The sequence below is a fragment of the Cernens ardua genome (assembly GCF_051251085.1).
In the GTDB taxonomy this organism is placed as follows: domain Bacteria; phylum Pseudomonadota; class Gammaproteobacteria; order Pseudomonadales; family Halomonadaceae; genus Cernens; species Cernens ardua.
Window position 1 is genome coordinate 1 of sequence record NZ_JBPCZH010000004.1, and the last position, 16,391, is coordinate 16,391.

Genomic DNA, 16,391 nt, shown 5'->3' on the forward strand with positions numbered 1-16,391 from the left:
CAATGGTGATTCGAAAGGGGCCAGCAACGTGGCACCGGGCAGCACTGTTGACTTCACTCCGACCAACAAGAACCTGACCGTTTCCCATGATGGCGACAACGTCAAACTGGGACTGGCAGACAACCTGGATCTGGGTGATAACGGTTCCATTACGACCGGCAACACCACCATTAACAATGATGGGGTAACCAACGGTAATACCACGCTCAACGGTAACGGTGTATCTATTACTAATGGACCCAGTATCACAACCAGTGGTATCGATGCTGGAGGATCACAGATCACTAACGTTAAAGCAGGTACCGCGGGTACCGATGCAGTCAACGTTAATCAGCTGCATGATCAAAATAATGACCTGACCAATAAAGGCCTCACCTTTGCGGGTGACAGTGGTGATAACGTCCACCGTAATCTGGGTCAGACCGTTTCGATCAAAGGTGGCGCTGACAACAGCAAAGATCTGACGAAAGGCAATATTGGCGTCGTCGCCAATGGCAACGATACGTTGACTGTTGCACTGAACAAGGACGTCAATCTTGGTAGCGATGGCAGTCTCACCACAGGTAACACGACCGTCAATAACAGCGGTCTTTCCATTACCAATGGACCGAGTGTCACCAGCAATGGTATTGATGCGGGAGGCAAAACCATTACCAATGTTGCCCCGGGTAAAAATGGTACGGATGCTGCCAACATCAACCAGTTGACCGACGTCAGTAATGTGGCTAACAAAGGCTGGAATGTCAGCACCAACGGCGACTCGAAAGATGCCAGCAAAGTGGCACCTGGAGATACTGTTGACTTCACACCGACAAACAAGAATCTGACCATCAACCATTCAGGCAATAATGTCTCGGTGGGTCTCGCCGACAACCTGAATCTGGGTGATACAGGAAGTATCGCCATGGGTAACACCATTGTTAATAGCGATGGTTTGACCAACGGCAATACCACTGTCAATAACAATGGTCTGACAATTAAAGGCGGCCCGAGTGTCACCAGCAATGGTGTGGATGCTGGCGGCAAAAAAGTCACCAACGTAGCAGACGGCGATATCAGCTCCACAAGTACTGATGCAGTCAATGGTAGCCAGCTCTGGTCTGTACAGCAGGATGCTTCTGCAGGCTGGAACCTGACAACCAATGGTGGACAGGATAAAACGAATATTGCGCCCGGAGGCACTGTTGATATCGGTACCGCCCCAGGGGAGAAAAACCTGAAAGTGACTCAGAATGGCAGTAACGTTCAGGTCTCCATGAATAACAACCTGGATCTTGGCAAAGATGGTAGTGTGAAAACTGGCAATACCACCGTGAATAACGATGGTGTGACTATTGCCAATGGCCCAAGCATGACGTCATCCGGTATCAATGCTGGCGGCGACAAGATCACCAACGTGGCAGATGGTGATGTAAGCCAGAACAGTACCGATGCAGTCAATGGTAGCCAGCTGTGGAATGCTGAGCAAAACATCAACAACATCACCACAAATGGTACCAAGTACTTCCATGCCAATAGTGATGAGGCTGACTCACAAGCCAATGGCTCCAACAGTGTCGCTATAGGGCCTGAGGCCGTTGCAGACGGAGCAAGCAGCATCGCATCAGGTGAAGGGGCAACAGCTAAGGGTTCGGCAGCAGTTGCTTCCGGGGCTCATAGTAAAGCAGAAGCCAATAATGCGACTGCTCTAGGTGCCAATGCGGATGCCAAGTCTTCTGGTAGTGTAGCGCTTGGTGCGAACTCGGTAGCTGACCGTTCAGGCATGAATGGCAAGAAAGAGGCCTTCTCTGGAACCACTGTCAACTCTACTCAGGGCGCAGTTTCTGTGGGTAGCGCTGGTAATGAACGTCAGATCACCAACGTTGCGGGTGGTACAGAAGATACGGATGCTGTCAATGTTCGTCAGTTGAAGTCTGTCCAGCAAGGGGCTGTCAATTATGACAAGAATGCTGATGGAACGACCAACTACAACAGCGTGACCATGAAAGGTGATGGTGGAACACAAATCCACAACGTAGCCGCAGGAACCTCTGGTACAGATGCTGCGAATGTGAATCAGCTGGATCAGCTGGGTAATAACCTTGTCCACCGCATGAGAGATGTTAAGCAGGATGCGGATGCGGGTACAGCCAGCGCCTTGGCTGCAGCCAACTTGCCGCAGTCCATGATCCCCGGCAAGAGCATGATATCAGCAGGGGCTGGTACCTATCAGGGTCAGTCAGCAGTATCTGTCGGCCTCTCGCGCCTCTCGGATAATGGACGAGTCGTATTCAAAGGCAGCATGACCGGTGATACACAAGGACATTTCGGTGCAGGTGTTGGCGTCGGCTGGCAATGGTAAAGGAAACCATAATGAAAAAGAGACTGAATCCCGCCATCTTGATGGGTGGCCTCGTGGCAGGGATCGCATGTGTTTCACTCGCCGGGTGTGCAACACCCGGAGGTGATTACCATACATCCTACAAAAAGGCAGGGAATGGTTTCCCTGCTGTTTACAATTATTACAAGGGTGGTGACTTTGTCGATCCTCAGGCTGTCCTGAGGGTTAGCAAAGGGGAAACCAAGGACGAAGTGCGTCAGTTGTTGGGTGTTCCTCAGTATGACGAAGGCTTCTTCAATGTTCATACCTGGAACTATGCGTTCAACCTTTATTACAACGACCATAGTAACTACCTGACCTGTCAGTATCAGGTGCATTTCGACAAGAACATGCAAGTGGACAATACACGGTGGAAAGATCCGCAATGTCCTACACTTCTGGTACCGGTACAAATTCAGAACAAGCACATCATTCTAAGTGGGGATGTATTATTTGATTTTGATAAGTCCCAATTGAGCTTTGAAGGCCAAAGAGCGCTGGATAAAGTGGTACAGGAAGTCAATACAGAATATGCGTCTCCAAGTATTGTAGTACGTGGCTATACTGACCGATTGGGATCCGATGCCCATAATCAGCCACTGTCACAACAGCGTGCCAATACCGTAGCAGCCTATCTGTCTGCGCATGGGTTAGTAACCAACAGGCTTCAGTCGCAGGGTATGGGGTCAGCGGATCAGGTAAAAGCCTGTAATGGTTATCCCTACGGTAATGAACTCAAGAGTTGTCTGGCCCCAAACAGGCGAGTGGACATTGAAATTGACGGGAAGCAGAAGGCGCCTGCAAAACGCCATATTACCTATGAAAATTCCAATGTGAGCACCCCTTCAACAACAGTAGGTCAGCCAAGTACTAACTAATGTAACCTCCCAATGAGGGGGGTTGCCAGGTAAGCAAGAGCCGAGAACAGGGATGCGTTTCCTGCAGTGAACCCAAAAAGGAATCAAGACGTTATGTGGAATGTTGGACAATTATTTAAAGGCTTCAAACTCCCGATCGCCACTGCAGTAGGTGTAACAGCCGTTGCAATTGCTGGTTGTTCAGGTCATGGTAACCCGCCACCGCCCGATGCTGGTCCTCATCACGTTGACCAAAGCTCTATCTGCGTGGCAGCTACCAACGGTCAGGCTGCACAGTGTCCTGAAGGGAAGCTCTTCCTGGCACAACTGAATGCCCCAGTGAATGGGCAGGCACCCAGCCAGAGTGTCGTTGCTGCCAGAAAACTGAACACGATTGCCTTGTTCTGTAATACCAATTATCCCATTCAGGATGTAGGCAATGGGCTGATTTGTGTCATTACTCATCAAAGACATCAGATCCAAACACCAGGTGCTGGTGCACCACAGCAGAACCAACAGCCTGCACAACAGCAAGCACCAGCAACACCCGACAATAACTCAGACCATTCAGCTCCTGATCACCACTGATCATGAACATGCCGTATCGCCTGTAGGCGATACGGCATGCCTCTTCCATACAATTTCCTTTCAGCGTCATATTTAAGCAGGCACTTGAGTGTTATAAAGTCAGTTATCACTCCCTGTTCAACGTTTATGGCCGATCAAGCATCATGAATAATCACATCGTAAAAGCGGCTACTGGCTTCGCCCTTATTTGCGGACTCATTGGAACGATCACTCCTTCAGCCTATGCTGACTATGCTTCAGGCATGAGGCTATTCGAGAATGGCCAATATGCCTCCGCTGTGTATGACTGGGATGCCTCTGCCGAGAAAGGAGATCCGGACTCACAGGATGCCTTGGGGCAAGCTTTTGAGGCCGGAAAAGGAGTACGCAAAAACCTGGCTCAGGCACTTAAGTGGTATACATTGGCCGCCAATAGCGGGCAGGAAGATGCACAAGTACATCTGGCCCAGCTTTACCTCCGAAATGAAGTACCGAATGGGCACCCCAGTGATGCTATCCAATGGCTGTCACAAGCGGCAAATCAGGGCAATGCTCAAGCAGCCTATCAACTTGGTATGTTTTATATCAGCGGTGAAATTGTCAGCCGAGACTATCATCAGGCCTTTCAATGGATGAGCAAGGCTGCCCAATCTGGGAACGTCGCCGCACAGAATAATCTGGGCATCCTCTACGAAAACGGTATGGGCGTCAGTAAGGACTATAAGCAAGCGCTGAACTGGTACTTGCAATCGGCCAAGGCCGGTAACGGTAATGCACAAGACAATTTAGGCAACCTTTATTTGCAAGGGCATGGTGTTCCACAAAGCTATATATGGTCCAGCTTCTGGTTTGCCATGGCACAAAATCAAGAGATACAACAGGCTGCCACGCAGATTCAAGCAAGCCTTAAGCACCTGCCTACACTAACAATCACATCCACTACAGCAAACATTCGCGCGGGCGCGGGTACACAATACAATCGTGTGATTTCCGTCAAAAAAGACACCACATTCCATGTATTGGGTACGATGAATGGGTGGGCTCAGATTTATATCCCATCCGGGACAACTCAACACCTAGGCTGGATCGATACCAGTCTTACTTCACTGAAGAAATAGCATTCCAAACGAGTTAGCGAATGGCTAGTGCGTCCTGCCCATCAATGAGACATGCGCACTTACAATACGCCAGCCTGAGGGTGTTTTCAGCCAGGTTTGGCTTTGCCGACCCACAGCGGAACTCCCCTCACGCTGGAACTCAAGATTCGATACTCCTACCATATCACCATAAGTAGTAACCACACGTTTTACTACTTCGCGGTGAGGTGATCCGCCGGGGCGCGTGCTACGAAATCCTCTTATCTCATCAATTCCATACAGGTTTTCTCCCACACCATAACGTACCGTCTCCGATGAATCCTGAAACAACTGGTCCAATGTGTCCAGATCATTACTCATCAGGGCTGATTCGTAGGCATCACATGCCGCATTTACTTCAGCCAGAACATCAGGTCGATTGATATCCATTACGTTCCTGTCCCTTTTATAGCCAATCGATTATTTGAAAAGTCGTAAAGAATATTTCACAGCAGGCGATCATTCATGGAGGAATAGTACTTTTCCAATCATTGGTAATTCACCAGGATCACCCCTATGACCAGCATCACCCATACCACTCAGAATAATCGTCATGCCAGCGCCTCATCTGGTCATACCCATAGGATACGCTCTGTCAGTGATGTCACGCGTCTGATCAATACACATGGCAACAGCAATCGTTATGCACGCATGATTGTGTTACTCGCACTGGGCGGTGTCTTTCTGGATGCCTATGACCTCACGACACTTTCCTATGGGATTGATGATGTCGTCAAGGAGTTCGCTCTCAGCCCGGTACTTACAGGCATTGTGACGTCCTCCATCACGATAGGCACGATTCTGGGCAATATAGTCGGGGGATGGATGACAGATAAATACGGACGATACTCCGTCTTCATGGCCGATATGCTGTTCTTTGTGATATCAGCGATTGCTGCCGGCCTGGCACCCAATGTCTGGGTATTGATCGGAGCACGCTTTCTGATGGGGATAGGTATTGGGATCGATTTACCTGTTGCAATGGCCTACTTGGCGGAGTTTTCGAAATTCACTGGTAAGGGCAATAAAGGGTCACGACTCGCCGCATGGTGCCCCATGTGGTATGCGGCCTCAAGCGCCTGCTTTTTGATCGTATTTATCTTTTACCTGATCTTGCCCACAGCCTACGAAGACTGGATATGGCGCGTATCATTATTGTTCGGCGCCGTTCCTGCTCTCATTATCGTCTCAGTCCGTTCAAAATTCATGAAGGAATCTCCCCATTGGGCCGCCAATCAGGGCGACCTTGAAAACGCTGCACGTATTCTGAGGGAGGCCTATGGCATTCCTGCCACTGCAGAGAATACAGATGACTCCCAGGCACTAACCGGGCAGACGAAAAGTCCAGTTACCTATAAGAACAAAGTGGATTTGAAAGCCATTTTACGACCACCTTATCGACAAATCGCTATTGTTTCCGGCCTAATGGGTGTTTGTATCTCTTTCGAATATACTGCAATTGCTTTTTTTCTGCCCACGATCCTGCAAAACTTTCTCGGCGCCAGTGTCTTCCAGACAATCTCGGCATCTTTGGGATTAAATATCCTCTTTGCCTTCACAGGAGGATTATTAGGGATGAAACTCGCATGGAAATACCCATCTCGCCATATACTTATTGTCGGGTTTATTTTGCAATTTATCTCATTGATTACACTGGCATTATTGGGGCATCCCGAAGCACTATGGGGAATTGCACTGGCAGTACTCATGCTGGGGTTATGGCTTTTTGCCGAAGGATTCGGCCCCGGTGCGCAGGAAATGGTTTATCCGGCATTGGCATTCCCAACAGCCATACGAGCCAGCGGGGTGGGCTTTGCGCGTGCTTGTGCAGGGATTGGTGGCGCATTGGCACTCTTCATTATGCCCATCCTGCAACATGCTTATGGCAATAATATGTTCTGGATTATTGCCGTTGCTCCGGTACTACCCATTATTGCCTTATTTATGGTGCGTGTAGAGCCAACGCAGCGGGATGTTGATCTTGATGAACAGGCCGATCAACTTGAATAAGGATCGCATGAAGCTCTTATACCCGTATGTGTGAAACAGCCTTTTGCTAACATACTAATAAACATAGGTTTAACTTTTCTCCAATCAGCCAAGCGATAGGTATGTTATGAGCAATACTCGACAACTCAAGTTGGGAGCCTTTATGCGTCCTGTCTCCATCCATACTGGGGCATGGCGTTATCCTGGCGCCTATTCGGATGCCAATTTTAATTTCAATCATTTAAAGCAATTCGCTCAAAAGCTCGAATCGGCAAAATTTGATGCTTTCTTCATGGCAGATCATTTGGCGTTACTCAATATGCCCATGAACGCCTTGAAGAGAAGCCATACGGCGACGTCGTTCGAACCCTTCACATTGCTCTCGGCACTCAGTCAGGTCACGGAACGGATAGGGCTCGTCGCGACGGCCTCCACAACATTCGAGGAACCCTTCAATATTGCCCGGCGCTTCGCCTCACTGGATCACCTGAGCCATGGCCGTGCTGGCTGGAACGTCGTTACAACAGCCAATCCGGATGCGGCACGGAATTTCGGTAAAACAGACCTGCCAAATCATGCCGAACGTTACGCCCGCGCGCGCGAATTTTATAATGTCGTGACAGGCCTGTGGGACAGCTGGGCGGATGATGCCTTTATTCGCGATGTAGAAGAGGGTATCTATTTCGACCCCGAAAAACTTCATCGCCTGGATTTTCATGGTGACCATTTCAATGTAAGCGGTCCTCTTCATATCGCGCGTCCTGTACAGGGATGGCCTGTCATTGTACAGGCAGGGGCTTCGGATGCAGGGCGTCAACTTGCCGCTGAAACTGCAGAAGTCGTCTTTACATCCACACAGACACTGGAAGATGGTCAGGCATTCTATTCAGATGTGAAGAAACGAATGGAAGCCATAGGACGAAACCCGGAGCATCTGAAGATACTGCCGGGTGTACTGGTTATTGTGGGGGAGACACTAGAGGAGGCCAAACGCAAGCATGCCAAACTGGATAGTCTGGTCAATTATGACAGTGCCATTGCCTCGCTCTCTATTGCATTGGGTGTAGATGCCTCACAATTCGATCCAGATGCACCTCTGCCAGAAGATATCCCTGAAACCAATCACAGCAAAAGTGGGCGAGAGAGAACAATCCGCCTGGCCAGACGCGAGAATCTGACGGTAAAACAACTTGCTCAGCGCTTGGGTGGCTATGGTGGGCTTACCTTTGTAGGTACGGCCGAAAGTATTGCCGATGAAATGCAGGCATGGCTCGAAGAACGGGCGAGCGATGGATTTAATATCATGTTCCCATGGCTACCGGGCGGCCTGGATGAATTCGTTGATAACGTTGTACCTGAACTGCAAAGACGCGGAATTTTTCGACGCGAATATGAAGGTACAACATTAAGGGAGAACCTGGGATTACCTCGCCCCAATAATCCGTTTTTTTCCTGATGGCAGCGTGGTGAAAACAAAAGTGCTGGATTCAGTCATATCCCGAATCCAGCACTTGGAAGGATGTTAGCCATCCTCAACGGATGATGGTGAGCATGAGATTATGTGTTAATCCTGCCCGAACAGGTCACGCGTATAGACCTTGTCCCTGACATCATCCAGATCACTGTTCAAACGGTTAGCGACAATCACATCACAACGTTGCTTGAATTCAGCAAGATCCTTGACGACATCTGAACTGAAAAATTCATCTGTTTCCAGAACGGGTTCATAAACGATCACTTCAATACCTTTGGCTTTGAGCCGCTTCATGATGCCTTGAATGGCACTGGCACGGAAATTATCAGAGCCGGACTTCATGATCAGGCGATATATCCCCACCACTTTCGGCTGTCTTTCCAAAATGGAATCCGCAATAAAATCCTTACGTGTGCGGTTGGCCTCTACAATCGCTCCAATCAGATTATTAGGCACATCTTCATAGTTTGCCAACAACTGTTTGGTATCCTTGGGCAGGCAATAGCCCCCATAGCCAAAGCTCGGGTTCCGATAATGGGTGCCAATACGAGGATCGAGCCCAACACCTTCAATAATTTGTTTTGAATTCAGACCGCGGATGGATGCAAAGCTATCCAACTCGTTGAAGTAGGCAACACGCATCGCCAGGTAGGTATTCGCAAAAAGCTTGATAGCCTCTGCTTCAGTGCTACCTACGAAGAGAGTGGGTATATCTTCCTTGATAGCCCCTTCCTTGAGCAGTGCAGCAAATCTTTCTGCACGCTCCGACACTTCACCAATGATAATACGTGAAGGATACAGGTTATCGTGTAGAGCTTTGCCTTCACGCAGGAATTCAGGAGAAAAAATCAGATTGTCCGTACCAAAACGCGTACGCGCTTCCTGCGTATAACCCACGGGAACAGTGGATTTAATAACCATGACGGCATTGGGGTTGAGCGAACACACTTGTTTTATAACAGCGTCAACGCTGGACGTATCAAAGAAATTACGTTCAGGGTCATAATTGGTTGGCGTAGCAATAATGACCCAATCTGCATCCGCATAGGCTTCACGGGGTTCCAGTGTTGCAGCGAAGTGCAAAGACTTTTCTCTCAGAAAGCGCTCAATATCATCATCGACGATGGGGCTAATTCTTCTCTGGAGCTTTTCCACCTTCTCAGAATCAATATCAACTGCAACAACCTGATGTTGCTGAGATAACAGCATTGCGTTGGATAATCCTACGTATCCCGTGCCTGCAACTGCAATTTTCATACTTGCTCACTTAACGGCTAATACAAAACAGACCTAAATATATCTGCCATGCACCGGCCTGTCATTTGTTTGACTGCATATAGTACTCACGAAGCAAGCATTATTAGCATACTCACTATCCTGACACTAGCTTTAGATCTACCCATCATATTTTCTGAATTATCATTTTTACTTTCAGGCTTTCCCTTACGCTTGAACAAATGCCCAACAAAAGACTATTGCCTTATATACGTTATTTACCGCAATATTCATAAAATACACGGAGGTATAAACATATCACCCGGCATACACCTCAGTGTATCCGCTACAATCCATCGTCCACCTTGTTTTTGGGGTATGAAGTGAACAACAAAGAACTGAAGCAGCTGCGTGCGGAACACGTCTCCAATGGCGTAAGCGTCATGTGTGATTTCCATGCTGCACGAGCAGAAAACGCGCAATTATGGGACACGGATGGGAACCGTTATATTGATTTTGCAGCGGGTATTGCCGTACTAAACACTGGACATCGACACCCAAAACTCGTCGACGCCATTCAACAACAGCTAAGCCAATTTACGCATACGGCTTATCAGATAGTGCCTTATGCGGGCTATGCGGAGCTCGCCAGCAAGATCACGGTGCGTGCAAAAGGGGACTTTAATAAAAAAGCCGCCTTTTTCACTACAGGCGCGGAAGCGGTAGAAAATGCGGTTAAAGTTGCCAGGATTGCAACCGGGCGCTCCAACGTGATCGCCTTTAGCGGTGCTTTCCATGGTCGTACCGCCATGACACTGGCGCTGACAGGTAAAACCGCACCATACAAAATTGGGGCCGGTCCAATGCCTTCTGGCGTATACCGTGCCCCCTTTCCCAATGAATTGCATGGTGTCTCAGTCGACGATTCACTCAATGCTATTTCGCAGCTCTTCAAAACGGATATTGAAGCTTCCAGCGTAGCTGCCATTATCTTTGAGCCCGTACAGGGCGAAGGCGGATTCAATCCGGCGCCAAAAGAATTTGTAGAACGTATCCGCCAGTTATGCGATGAACATGGCATCGTGATGATTGCAGATGAAGTTCAGTGTGGTTTTGCGCGCACAGGTACATTCTTTGCGATGGAACATTACGAATCAGCCGCAGATATCACCACATTTGCCAAGAGTCTGGCCGGAGGTATGCCTCTGTCCGGTATTGTCGGCCGGGCAGATTTACTGGATAAACCTGTACCTGGTTCATTAGGGGGAACATATGCAGGTAACCCGCTGGCAATTGCATCAGCGCTTGCTGTTATTGATGTGATTGAAGAAGAAAAGCTCTTGGATCGTGCTCAGAAGCTGGGAGAACGCTTAATAAATAAACTGAAAGAGCTTGCCGGTGAATACCCTCAGTTAAAAGGAGTGAGAGGCCTTGGCAGCATGGTCGCTGCTGAATTTTTCACCACAGAGGATAAACCTGCAGGGGAACTGACAACACGTATTCAACAGGAAGCACTCAAACGAGGGCTGTTACTGCTGACCTGTGGTGTCTATGGAAACGTTATTAGGTTCTTGTATCCATTGACTATTGAAGATGAACTCTTTGATGAAGCGCTAGGTATTCTTGCTGAATCTGTAGACGCAGCCCTCCAATAAAAATCGTCTTCATGAAAAAAACCTCTGCAAGCCCAATGCCTGCAGAGGTTTTCATTTATACCGCAATAGCGATGAGGTAGGTTGAGCAACAGAGATGTAGCTCCTACATGCTCACCCCACTCATACTTTTCCCTGAAGATTACGCGTTACGCCCACGCAGCGCGTCCAGAGAGAATCGCCCAGCACCCGCTGCGTAGATAGCAACCAAACCACCCGCGATAGAAAAGTTCTTATAAAAGTTGATTTCCATCATTAGTCTTTCTGCCTGGGGAACTGCCCAGTACGGGTGACCAATGAATGCAGTCGCCAGCACGTATATAGCTAGCAGGATGGAGAGCGGACGCGTATAAAATCCGACCAGAATCAGAATCATGGCCGGAAATTCAGCCAATGCTGCAATGATAGTCGCCAGCGTAGGCATGGGAACTCCCATAGCCGTAAACTCACTAACGGTCGCAGAAAAACCACTGATTTTTGCCCATCCGCTCCACAGGAACAAAATAACCATCAAGATACGTGCGATAAGCAATGCCAAATCCTTGCCTGGCGCCATTCTGTCAACAACTGACATAAGATCTTCCCTCACAAAACAAATTATAGAGTTTTATATACACTAGCTCAAAAACCACATAATGCAATTGTGATAGATGATAACAAATTTTTCACTGAAAATTATTGATTAATTGTCAAACTCAGGCTGACAAAATGTTTTGTCATGGAAGGGAAGCCAAGTACAACTCAATTCCCGGATTATCTCGTATTTATAAATTTCTGGTAGAAGTTAACCAAAAAAAACGCCGGATAGGTGAAGAAACCATATCCGGCGTTTTATATTCATGAACACAGCCAGCGTAGAAGATTGCTAACTCTGTTCATTTTATCCCTGGATCAAAGAGCCGCTTTATAGCGTTTTTCAACTTCATCCCAGTTTACAATGTGCCAGAAGGCACCGATGTAATCAGGGCGACGATTTTGATAGTGCAGGTAATATGCGTGCTCCCACACATCCAGACCTAAAACAGGCGTCGCTTCCAGGCCACCAAATTCCTTGGAGGAAAGAGGGCTATCCTGGTTAGCGGTTGATCCGATAGCCAATTTGCCATCTTTTACCACCAGCCATGCCCAACCAGAACCGAAACGGCCTTTAGCGGCAGTAGCAAAATCTTCCTTGAACTTATCAAAGCTGCCAAATGCATCTTCAATAGCAGATTTGAGCTCTGCAGAAGGCTCTGATTTTGCATTAGGTGTCAGAACAGTCCAGAACAGGGAATGGTTCGCATGCCCACCCACGTTGTTACGAATAGCCGTACGGCTGGATTCCGGGACTTCAGACAGTTTGGTCACTAATTCTTCGGGTGCCAGATCAGCAAATTCAGGCAGTTTCTCAAGTGCCGCATTCGCATTGGTTACATACGTCTGATGATGCTTGGTGTAGTGGATCTCCATGGTTTCTTTATCGAAATAGGGTTCCAAAGCATCATAGGCGTAAGGCAGTTTTGGTAGTTCATATGCCATTGCAGTCACTCCTCTCTCTAATTTCTTCATTTAGTGATATTGGTAGTAATCTCCGTTTACCAATATCGTTTGACCCCTCTTGCTCGTTTGAATGAACATTCATCCAAACTGCATAAATCCGAGGCGACTGTTACCTGTACTCACGATAATAGGAGTACACAAGGACTCATGCAAATACCCAGAAGTCATTAGCTAAAGAACAATGGGATTAATAAAGCAATCCAACAAGGCTGTGGTAATTAACATAATGTCTTCCGTCACGGAACGATTACATCCAAATGCCATCAAATGTGACATTATATTTATATTCGGCCAGACCACGCGAAATTCAAGCTATACGTGATACGAAATTTTACATGTAAATACTCTATTATCACTGCTAAAAATGTAACGCCATACTATAGTTTTACCCATACGGCCTTTGTAGGGTAGGCCCCAAGGTGGATGCTTCATCGAAAGACTTCCGCACGTCACTTAAAGACAACGTTCATGACAGGATTATTATGGACTCACACATGCAAAAGATTTGGGATCAACTGAGCTCCCTCATTCCCACCCTGATCGGCTATGCTGGCCGTGCCGTTGCGGCAATTCTGGTACTCATCATTGGTTGGTGGATTATCAACCTGGTACTCAAGGGCTTTACCAAGGCCATGCAGGCCCGCAAAGTTGAACCGACTTTACAAGGCTTTGTTCAAAGCGTGGCAGGCCTCATGCTCAAGGCATTGCTATTAATCAGCGTCGCCTCCATGGTAGGTATTGCCACAACCTCGTTCGTCGCTGTATTGGGTGCCGCTGGTTTAGCTGTAGGTATGGCGTTGCAAGGCAGTTTGGCAAACTTTGCCGGCGGTGTACTGATATTGCTCTTCCGCCCCTTCAAAGCCGGTGATTACATCACTTGTGGAGGGGTGTCAGGGACTGTCGTTTCAATTGAAATGTTTAGAACCATCCTGCGCGCGCTAAACAATGACATTATTTATGTACCTAATGGCACGCTTTCGAATGGTATCGTCCTGAACAATACCGAACATGATTTGCGCTGGGGAACAATCAATATCCTGATTGATTATAATGATGATGTGGATCAGGCCCGCGAGCTGCTTCTTGCCATGTTCAAGGGAGACGACCGTATCTCCACGTCTTCTGCACCTTACGTCACGTTCTCACCCAAGGTGGCCAATATTTCTGTTTCGATCAACTTCCTGAGTTCAACAAATTATACAACGGCGTTGACTAACCAATATTCAGAAGAAGCCATCCAAACCTTGAAAGCCAATGGCTATCATTTGGGTACAACTACACGCACAGCCCCGGTAACCACAAGCTAAAACCCCATTACCGATAACGTGTGAATTCACAAAAAAGAGCTGGTCATTTCCTCTATGACCAGCTCTTTTCGTATTGTTCTGCCTAGCGATGACTTGATTAATCCAACGGCATACCGCTGGCCCCATATCCCTGATAACTTACCTGGCCAGAGGTATCTACATGGCAAGAGATATTGAAAAAGGCATTTCCCTGCCCTTCAAGACTCACGGTTAAACGAAATGGTTGGTGGGCTACGTAACGACTAATATTGGTACTGGCGACCATATTGGAGTGAAACGTCTTGCCGTCTTTTGCCTGCGCCTGCTGAAGACACTGCTGTACGAGTGCATGACTTTGCGAAGTATCTGTGGATGGTGTCTGCGCATAAGCTTGTGTACAAACAACTGCCAAGGCCATACCCATTACAAGTGCTACAGACGAAAGCAATTTTCCTGACATTTCTGGTTCCTCCTCCAGTGTCGGACACTGAATAAATATCCAAGCCGATGGATTACTTGAGTCAATTATTCATCTTCAAAACACAACCAGCGACGCGCATGCACAATGAGGCAATTGGCCTCCCCAAAAGGCGAACCTCACCTGCCCTAACGCCGCTAATACAATATAATTACTGCTCTACATGGCAGTATACATGCTTTTTTTCGTTGTAAACGCACAATCTAAAAATACGTTATCAGACTATAGCCATAGAAGATTGCTTATGTTGCATTCATGAGATGCTCTGGCTGGCGGAACTGTATTAAATGACCATGCTCGCTCATGACCACGGATGAGGAGCAAGAGAAGATAAAAAGAAAGAACGGATAAAGGCTGATGTTCATAAAGAAATTCGCCGCAAGAAAGAGGGGGCGTTTGTGGGAATTATCTGATTTTGATGACTTCAATAGGACGCAATATTGATCTATCCTCAAAAGTAATACATCTATTTACCCTATAGAGAGCCACCAATGAGTTCAGACACCCCCCAACCACAGCAGGATACCTCAACCCACTACACTGAAGCCTATGATGTTGTCATCGTAGGTGGTGGATCGGCAGGTATTGCCATAAGCGCCAGCTTGCTCAAACGCTCTCCGCAACTCCGTGTTGCCATTATCGAACCCAGTGCCAAACATTGCTACCAACCTGCGTGGACACTGGTGGGTGGCGGCCTTTATGACGTTGGTAAAACCGTACGAGCCACGACAGAAGTTATACCGAAAGGAGCTGACTGGATTCAAGGCGCTGTAAGTAGTGTTTCTCCGGAAGAGCAAAAAGTGACGCTGGAAGGGAGTTCACGCAGCATTGAATATCAGCAATTGGTCATCTGTCCGGGACTACGCCTCGCATGGGAGAAAATCGATGGACTTGAGGAAACGCTGGGTAAAAATGGCGTAACCTCCAACTATCGCCTGGACCTGGCACCTTATACGTGGCAGTTGGTAAAAAATCTCTCTTCAGGCAAAGCGATTTTTACGCAACCGGGCATGCCTATCAAATGTGCAGGCGCGCCACAGAAAGCGCTTTATCTCTCCTGTGATTATTGGCTACAACAAGGTAATATCAGCGGTATTGATGTTGAATTCACGCTGGCAGGAAATGCACTTTTCGGCGTAGCTGACTTTGTTCCTGTATTGGAAAGCTACATCGAGCGTTACGATGCCAAAACCAGTTTTGGCAAGAATCTGGTCGCTATCGATGGTGATAGTAAAAAAGCTACATTTGAAGTCGCTACCGAGCATGGTAAAAAAGAGCGCGTTGAAGAATCGTTCGATTTTATTCATGTCGTTCCCCCTCAGGTCGCCCCATCTTTCATTAAAGAGAGCGGTTTAGGTAATGAGGCAGGATGGTGTGATGTGGATGCCTCAACACTTCAACACACGCGATATGACAACGTATTCGCGTTGGGTGACTGCATCGGTACCAGTAATGCCAAGACAGTAGCCGCCGCCAGAGTTCAGGTGGTTATTGTCGCCGATAATTTGCTGGCAAAACGTGAAGGTCGTGCATTGTCAGCCCATTATGATGGCTATGGCGCATGCCCCTTAACGGTCGAACGAGGAAAAGTCGTCCTGGCAGAATTCGGTTATGGGGGGAAATTGCTACCCACACTCCCTCTTGACCCGAAAGTGCCGCGCAAATTTTACTGGTTCCTTAAAACAGAGGCCTTACCGTTCATTTATTGGAATGGCATGTTGAAAGGACACGAGTGGTTGACTAAAGCACATGTGAAGAAATCATAAGTGTGTATTATGATGGGTCAACGGCATTCAATGCTGTAATGAAGTTTTTGCCCAACAGAAGTAAACGTACATC

The 16,391-nt window shown here is 47.8% G+C and carries 14 protein-coding genes; 9 read left to right on the forward strand and 5 right to left on the reverse strand.

The features are described 5' to 3' along the window. The 4 genes from LMG33818_RS08100 to LMG33818_RS08115 form a co-directional block, all read left to right on the forward strand. Window positions 1-2,341: YadA family autotransporter adhesin (locus LMG33818_RS08100; RefSeq protein WP_442322866.1), on the forward strand; the 2,341-nt coding region annotated here is incomplete at its 5' end. 11 nt (window positions 2,342-2,352) lie between these two features. Continuing rightward, the gene (locus LMG33818_RS08105) at window positions 2,353-3,237 is read left to right on the forward strand and encodes an OmpA family protein (protein ID WP_442322867.1); all 885 of its coding nucleotides are present in this window, start codon (window positions 2,353-2,355) and stop codon (window positions 3,235-3,237) included. Window positions 3,238-3,330: 93 nt separating this feature from the next. Then, on the forward strand, window positions 3,331-3,804 hold the full coding sequence (locus LMG33818_RS08110) for a hypothetical protein (protein ID WP_442322868.1): 474 nt from the start codon (window positions 3,331-3,333) through the stop codon (window positions 3,802-3,804). Between the two features lie 143 nt (window positions 3,805-3,947). Then, a complete protein-coding gene (locus LMG33818_RS08115; RefSeq protein ID WP_442322869.1) occupies window positions 3,948-4,901 on the forward strand; it encodes an SH3 domain-containing protein in 954 nt (317 codons plus the stop codon). 24 nt (window positions 4,902-4,925) lie between these two features. Here the strand turns inward: LMG33818_RS08115 and hpxZ are convergent, their stop codons facing one another. Next, on the reverse strand, window positions 4,926-5,309 hold the full coding sequence (gene hpxZ, locus LMG33818_RS08120; protein ID WP_442322870.1) for an oxalurate catabolism protein HpxZ: 384 nt from the start codon (window positions 5,307-5,309) through the stop codon (window positions 4,926-4,928). Window positions 5,310-5,435: 126 nt separating this feature from the next. On the opposite strand from hpxZ, the gene LMG33818_RS08125 reads away from it, so the two are divergent. Then, window positions 5,436-6,929, forward strand: a complete 1,494-nt coding sequence (locus tag LMG33818_RS08125; RefSeq protein WP_442322871.1) for an MFS transporter — start codon at window positions 5,436-5,438, stop codon at window positions 6,927-6,929. A gap of 106 nt (window positions 6,930-7,035) precedes the next feature. Next, window positions 7,036-8,364, forward strand: coding sequence for an LLM class flavin-dependent oxidoreductase (locus LMG33818_RS08130; RefSeq protein ID WP_442322872.1), 1,329 nt, complete (start codon window positions 7,036-7,038; stop codon window positions 8,362-8,364). A 108-nt stretch (window positions 8,365-8,472) separates the two neighbouring features. On the opposite strand, the gene LMG33818_RS08135 is transcribed toward LMG33818_RS08130, so the two are convergent. After that, window positions 8,473-9,639, reverse strand: a complete 1,167-nt coding sequence (locus tag LMG33818_RS08135) for a nucleotide sugar dehydrogenase (protein ID WP_442322873.1) — start codon at window positions 9,637-9,639, stop codon at window positions 8,473-8,475. A gap of 341 nt (window positions 9,640-9,980) precedes the next feature. Here LMG33818_RS08135 and gabT point away from each other — a divergent pair, with 341 nt between their 5' ends. Further along, entirely contained in the window at window positions 9,981-11,252 is a 1,272-nt protein-coding gene (gabT, locus tag LMG33818_RS08140; RefSeq protein WP_442322874.1) for a 4-aminobutyrate--2-oxoglutarate transaminase, read from the forward strand. A 139-nt stretch (window positions 11,253-11,391) separates the two neighbouring features. Here gabT and LMG33818_RS08145 read toward each other — a convergent pair whose 3' ends face one another. Both LMG33818_RS08145 and LMG33818_RS08150 read right to left on the reverse strand, forming a co-directional pair. Beyond that, window positions 11,392-11,823 (reverse strand): DoxX family protein, encoded by a 432-nt coding sequence (locus tag LMG33818_RS08145; RefSeq protein ID WP_442322875.1) that lies wholly within the window; start codon window positions 11,821-11,823, stop codon window positions 11,392-11,394. Between the two features lie 317 nt (window positions 11,824-12,140). After that, on the reverse strand, window positions 12,141-12,767 hold the full coding sequence (locus tag LMG33818_RS08150) for a superoxide dismutase (RefSeq protein WP_442322876.1): 627 nt from the start codon (window positions 12,765-12,767) through the stop codon (window positions 12,141-12,143). Between the two features lie 515 nt (window positions 12,768-13,282). Here LMG33818_RS08150 and LMG33818_RS08155 point away from each other — a divergent pair. Beyond that, window positions 13,283-14,095: a mechanosensitive ion channel family protein gene (locus LMG33818_RS08155; RefSeq protein ID WP_442322877.1), complete on the forward strand. Its 813-nt coding sequence runs from the start codon at window positions 13,283-13,285 to the stop codon at window positions 14,093-14,095. Window positions 14,096-14,192: 97 nt separating this feature from the next. On the opposite strand, the gene LMG33818_RS08160 is transcribed toward LMG33818_RS08155, so the two are convergent. Then, window positions 14,193-14,534 (reverse strand): hypothetical protein, encoded by a 342-nt coding sequence (locus LMG33818_RS08160; protein WP_442322878.1) that lies wholly within the window; start codon window positions 14,532-14,534, stop codon window positions 14,193-14,195. Between the two features lie 509 nt (window positions 14,535-15,043). On the opposite strand from LMG33818_RS08160, the gene LMG33818_RS08165 reads away from it, so the two are divergent. Further along, window positions 15,044-16,318, forward strand: coding sequence for an NAD(P)/FAD-dependent oxidoreductase (locus LMG33818_RS08165; protein WP_442322879.1), 1,275 nt, complete (start codon window positions 15,044-15,046; stop codon window positions 16,316-16,318). Window positions 16,319-16,391 lie beyond the last annotated feature (73 nt).

What these genes read in the sequence shown, in the direction of transcription:
- LMG33818_RS08105 (WP_442322867.1), top strand. Translation starts at nt 2,353, where the DNA reads ATGAAAAAGAGACTGAATCCCGCCATCTTGATGGGTGGCCTCGTGGCA.
- LMG33818_RS08110 (WP_442322868.1), top strand. Translation starts at nt 3,331, where the DNA reads ATGTGGAATGTTGGACAATTATTTAAAGGCTTCAAACTCCCGATCGCC.
- LMG33818_RS08115 (WP_442322869.1), top strand. Translation starts at nt 3,948, where the DNA reads ATGAATAATCACATCGTAAAAGCGGCTACTGGCTTCGCCCTTATTTGC.
- hpxZ (WP_442322870.1), bottom strand. Translation starts at nt 5,309, where the DNA reads ATGGATATCAATCGACCTGATGTTCTGGCTGAAGTAAATGCGGCATGT.
- LMG33818_RS08125 (WP_442322871.1), top strand. Translation starts at nt 5,436, where the DNA reads ATGACCAGCATCACCCATACCACTCAGAATAATCGTCATGCCAGCGCC.
- LMG33818_RS08130 (WP_442322872.1), top strand. Translation starts at nt 7,036, where the DNA reads ATGAGCAATACTCGACAACTCAAGTTGGGAGCCTTTATGCGTCCTGTC.
- LMG33818_RS08135 (WP_442322873.1), bottom strand. Translation starts at nt 9,639, where the DNA reads ATGAAAATTGCAGTTGCAGGCACGGGATACGTAGGATTATCCAACGCA.
- LMG33818_RS08145 (WP_442322875.1), bottom strand. Translation starts at nt 11,823, where the DNA reads ATGTCAGTTGTTGACAGAATGGCGCCAGGCAAGGATTTGGCATTGCTT.
- LMG33818_RS08150 (WP_442322876.1), bottom strand. Translation starts at nt 12,767, where the DNA reads ATGGCATATGAACTACCAAAACTGCCTTACGCCTATGATGCTTTGGAA.
- LMG33818_RS08155 (WP_442322877.1), top strand. Translation starts at nt 13,283, where the DNA reads ATGCAAAAGATTTGGGATCAACTGAGCTCCCTCATTCCCACCCTGATC.
- LMG33818_RS08160 (WP_442322878.1), bottom strand. Translation starts at nt 14,534, where the DNA reads ATGTCAGGAAAATTGCTTTCGTCTGTAGCACTTGTAATGGGTATGGCC.
- LMG33818_RS08165 (WP_442322879.1), top strand. Translation starts at nt 15,044, where the DNA reads ATGAGTTCAGACACCCCCCAACCACAGCAGGATACCTCAACCCACTAC.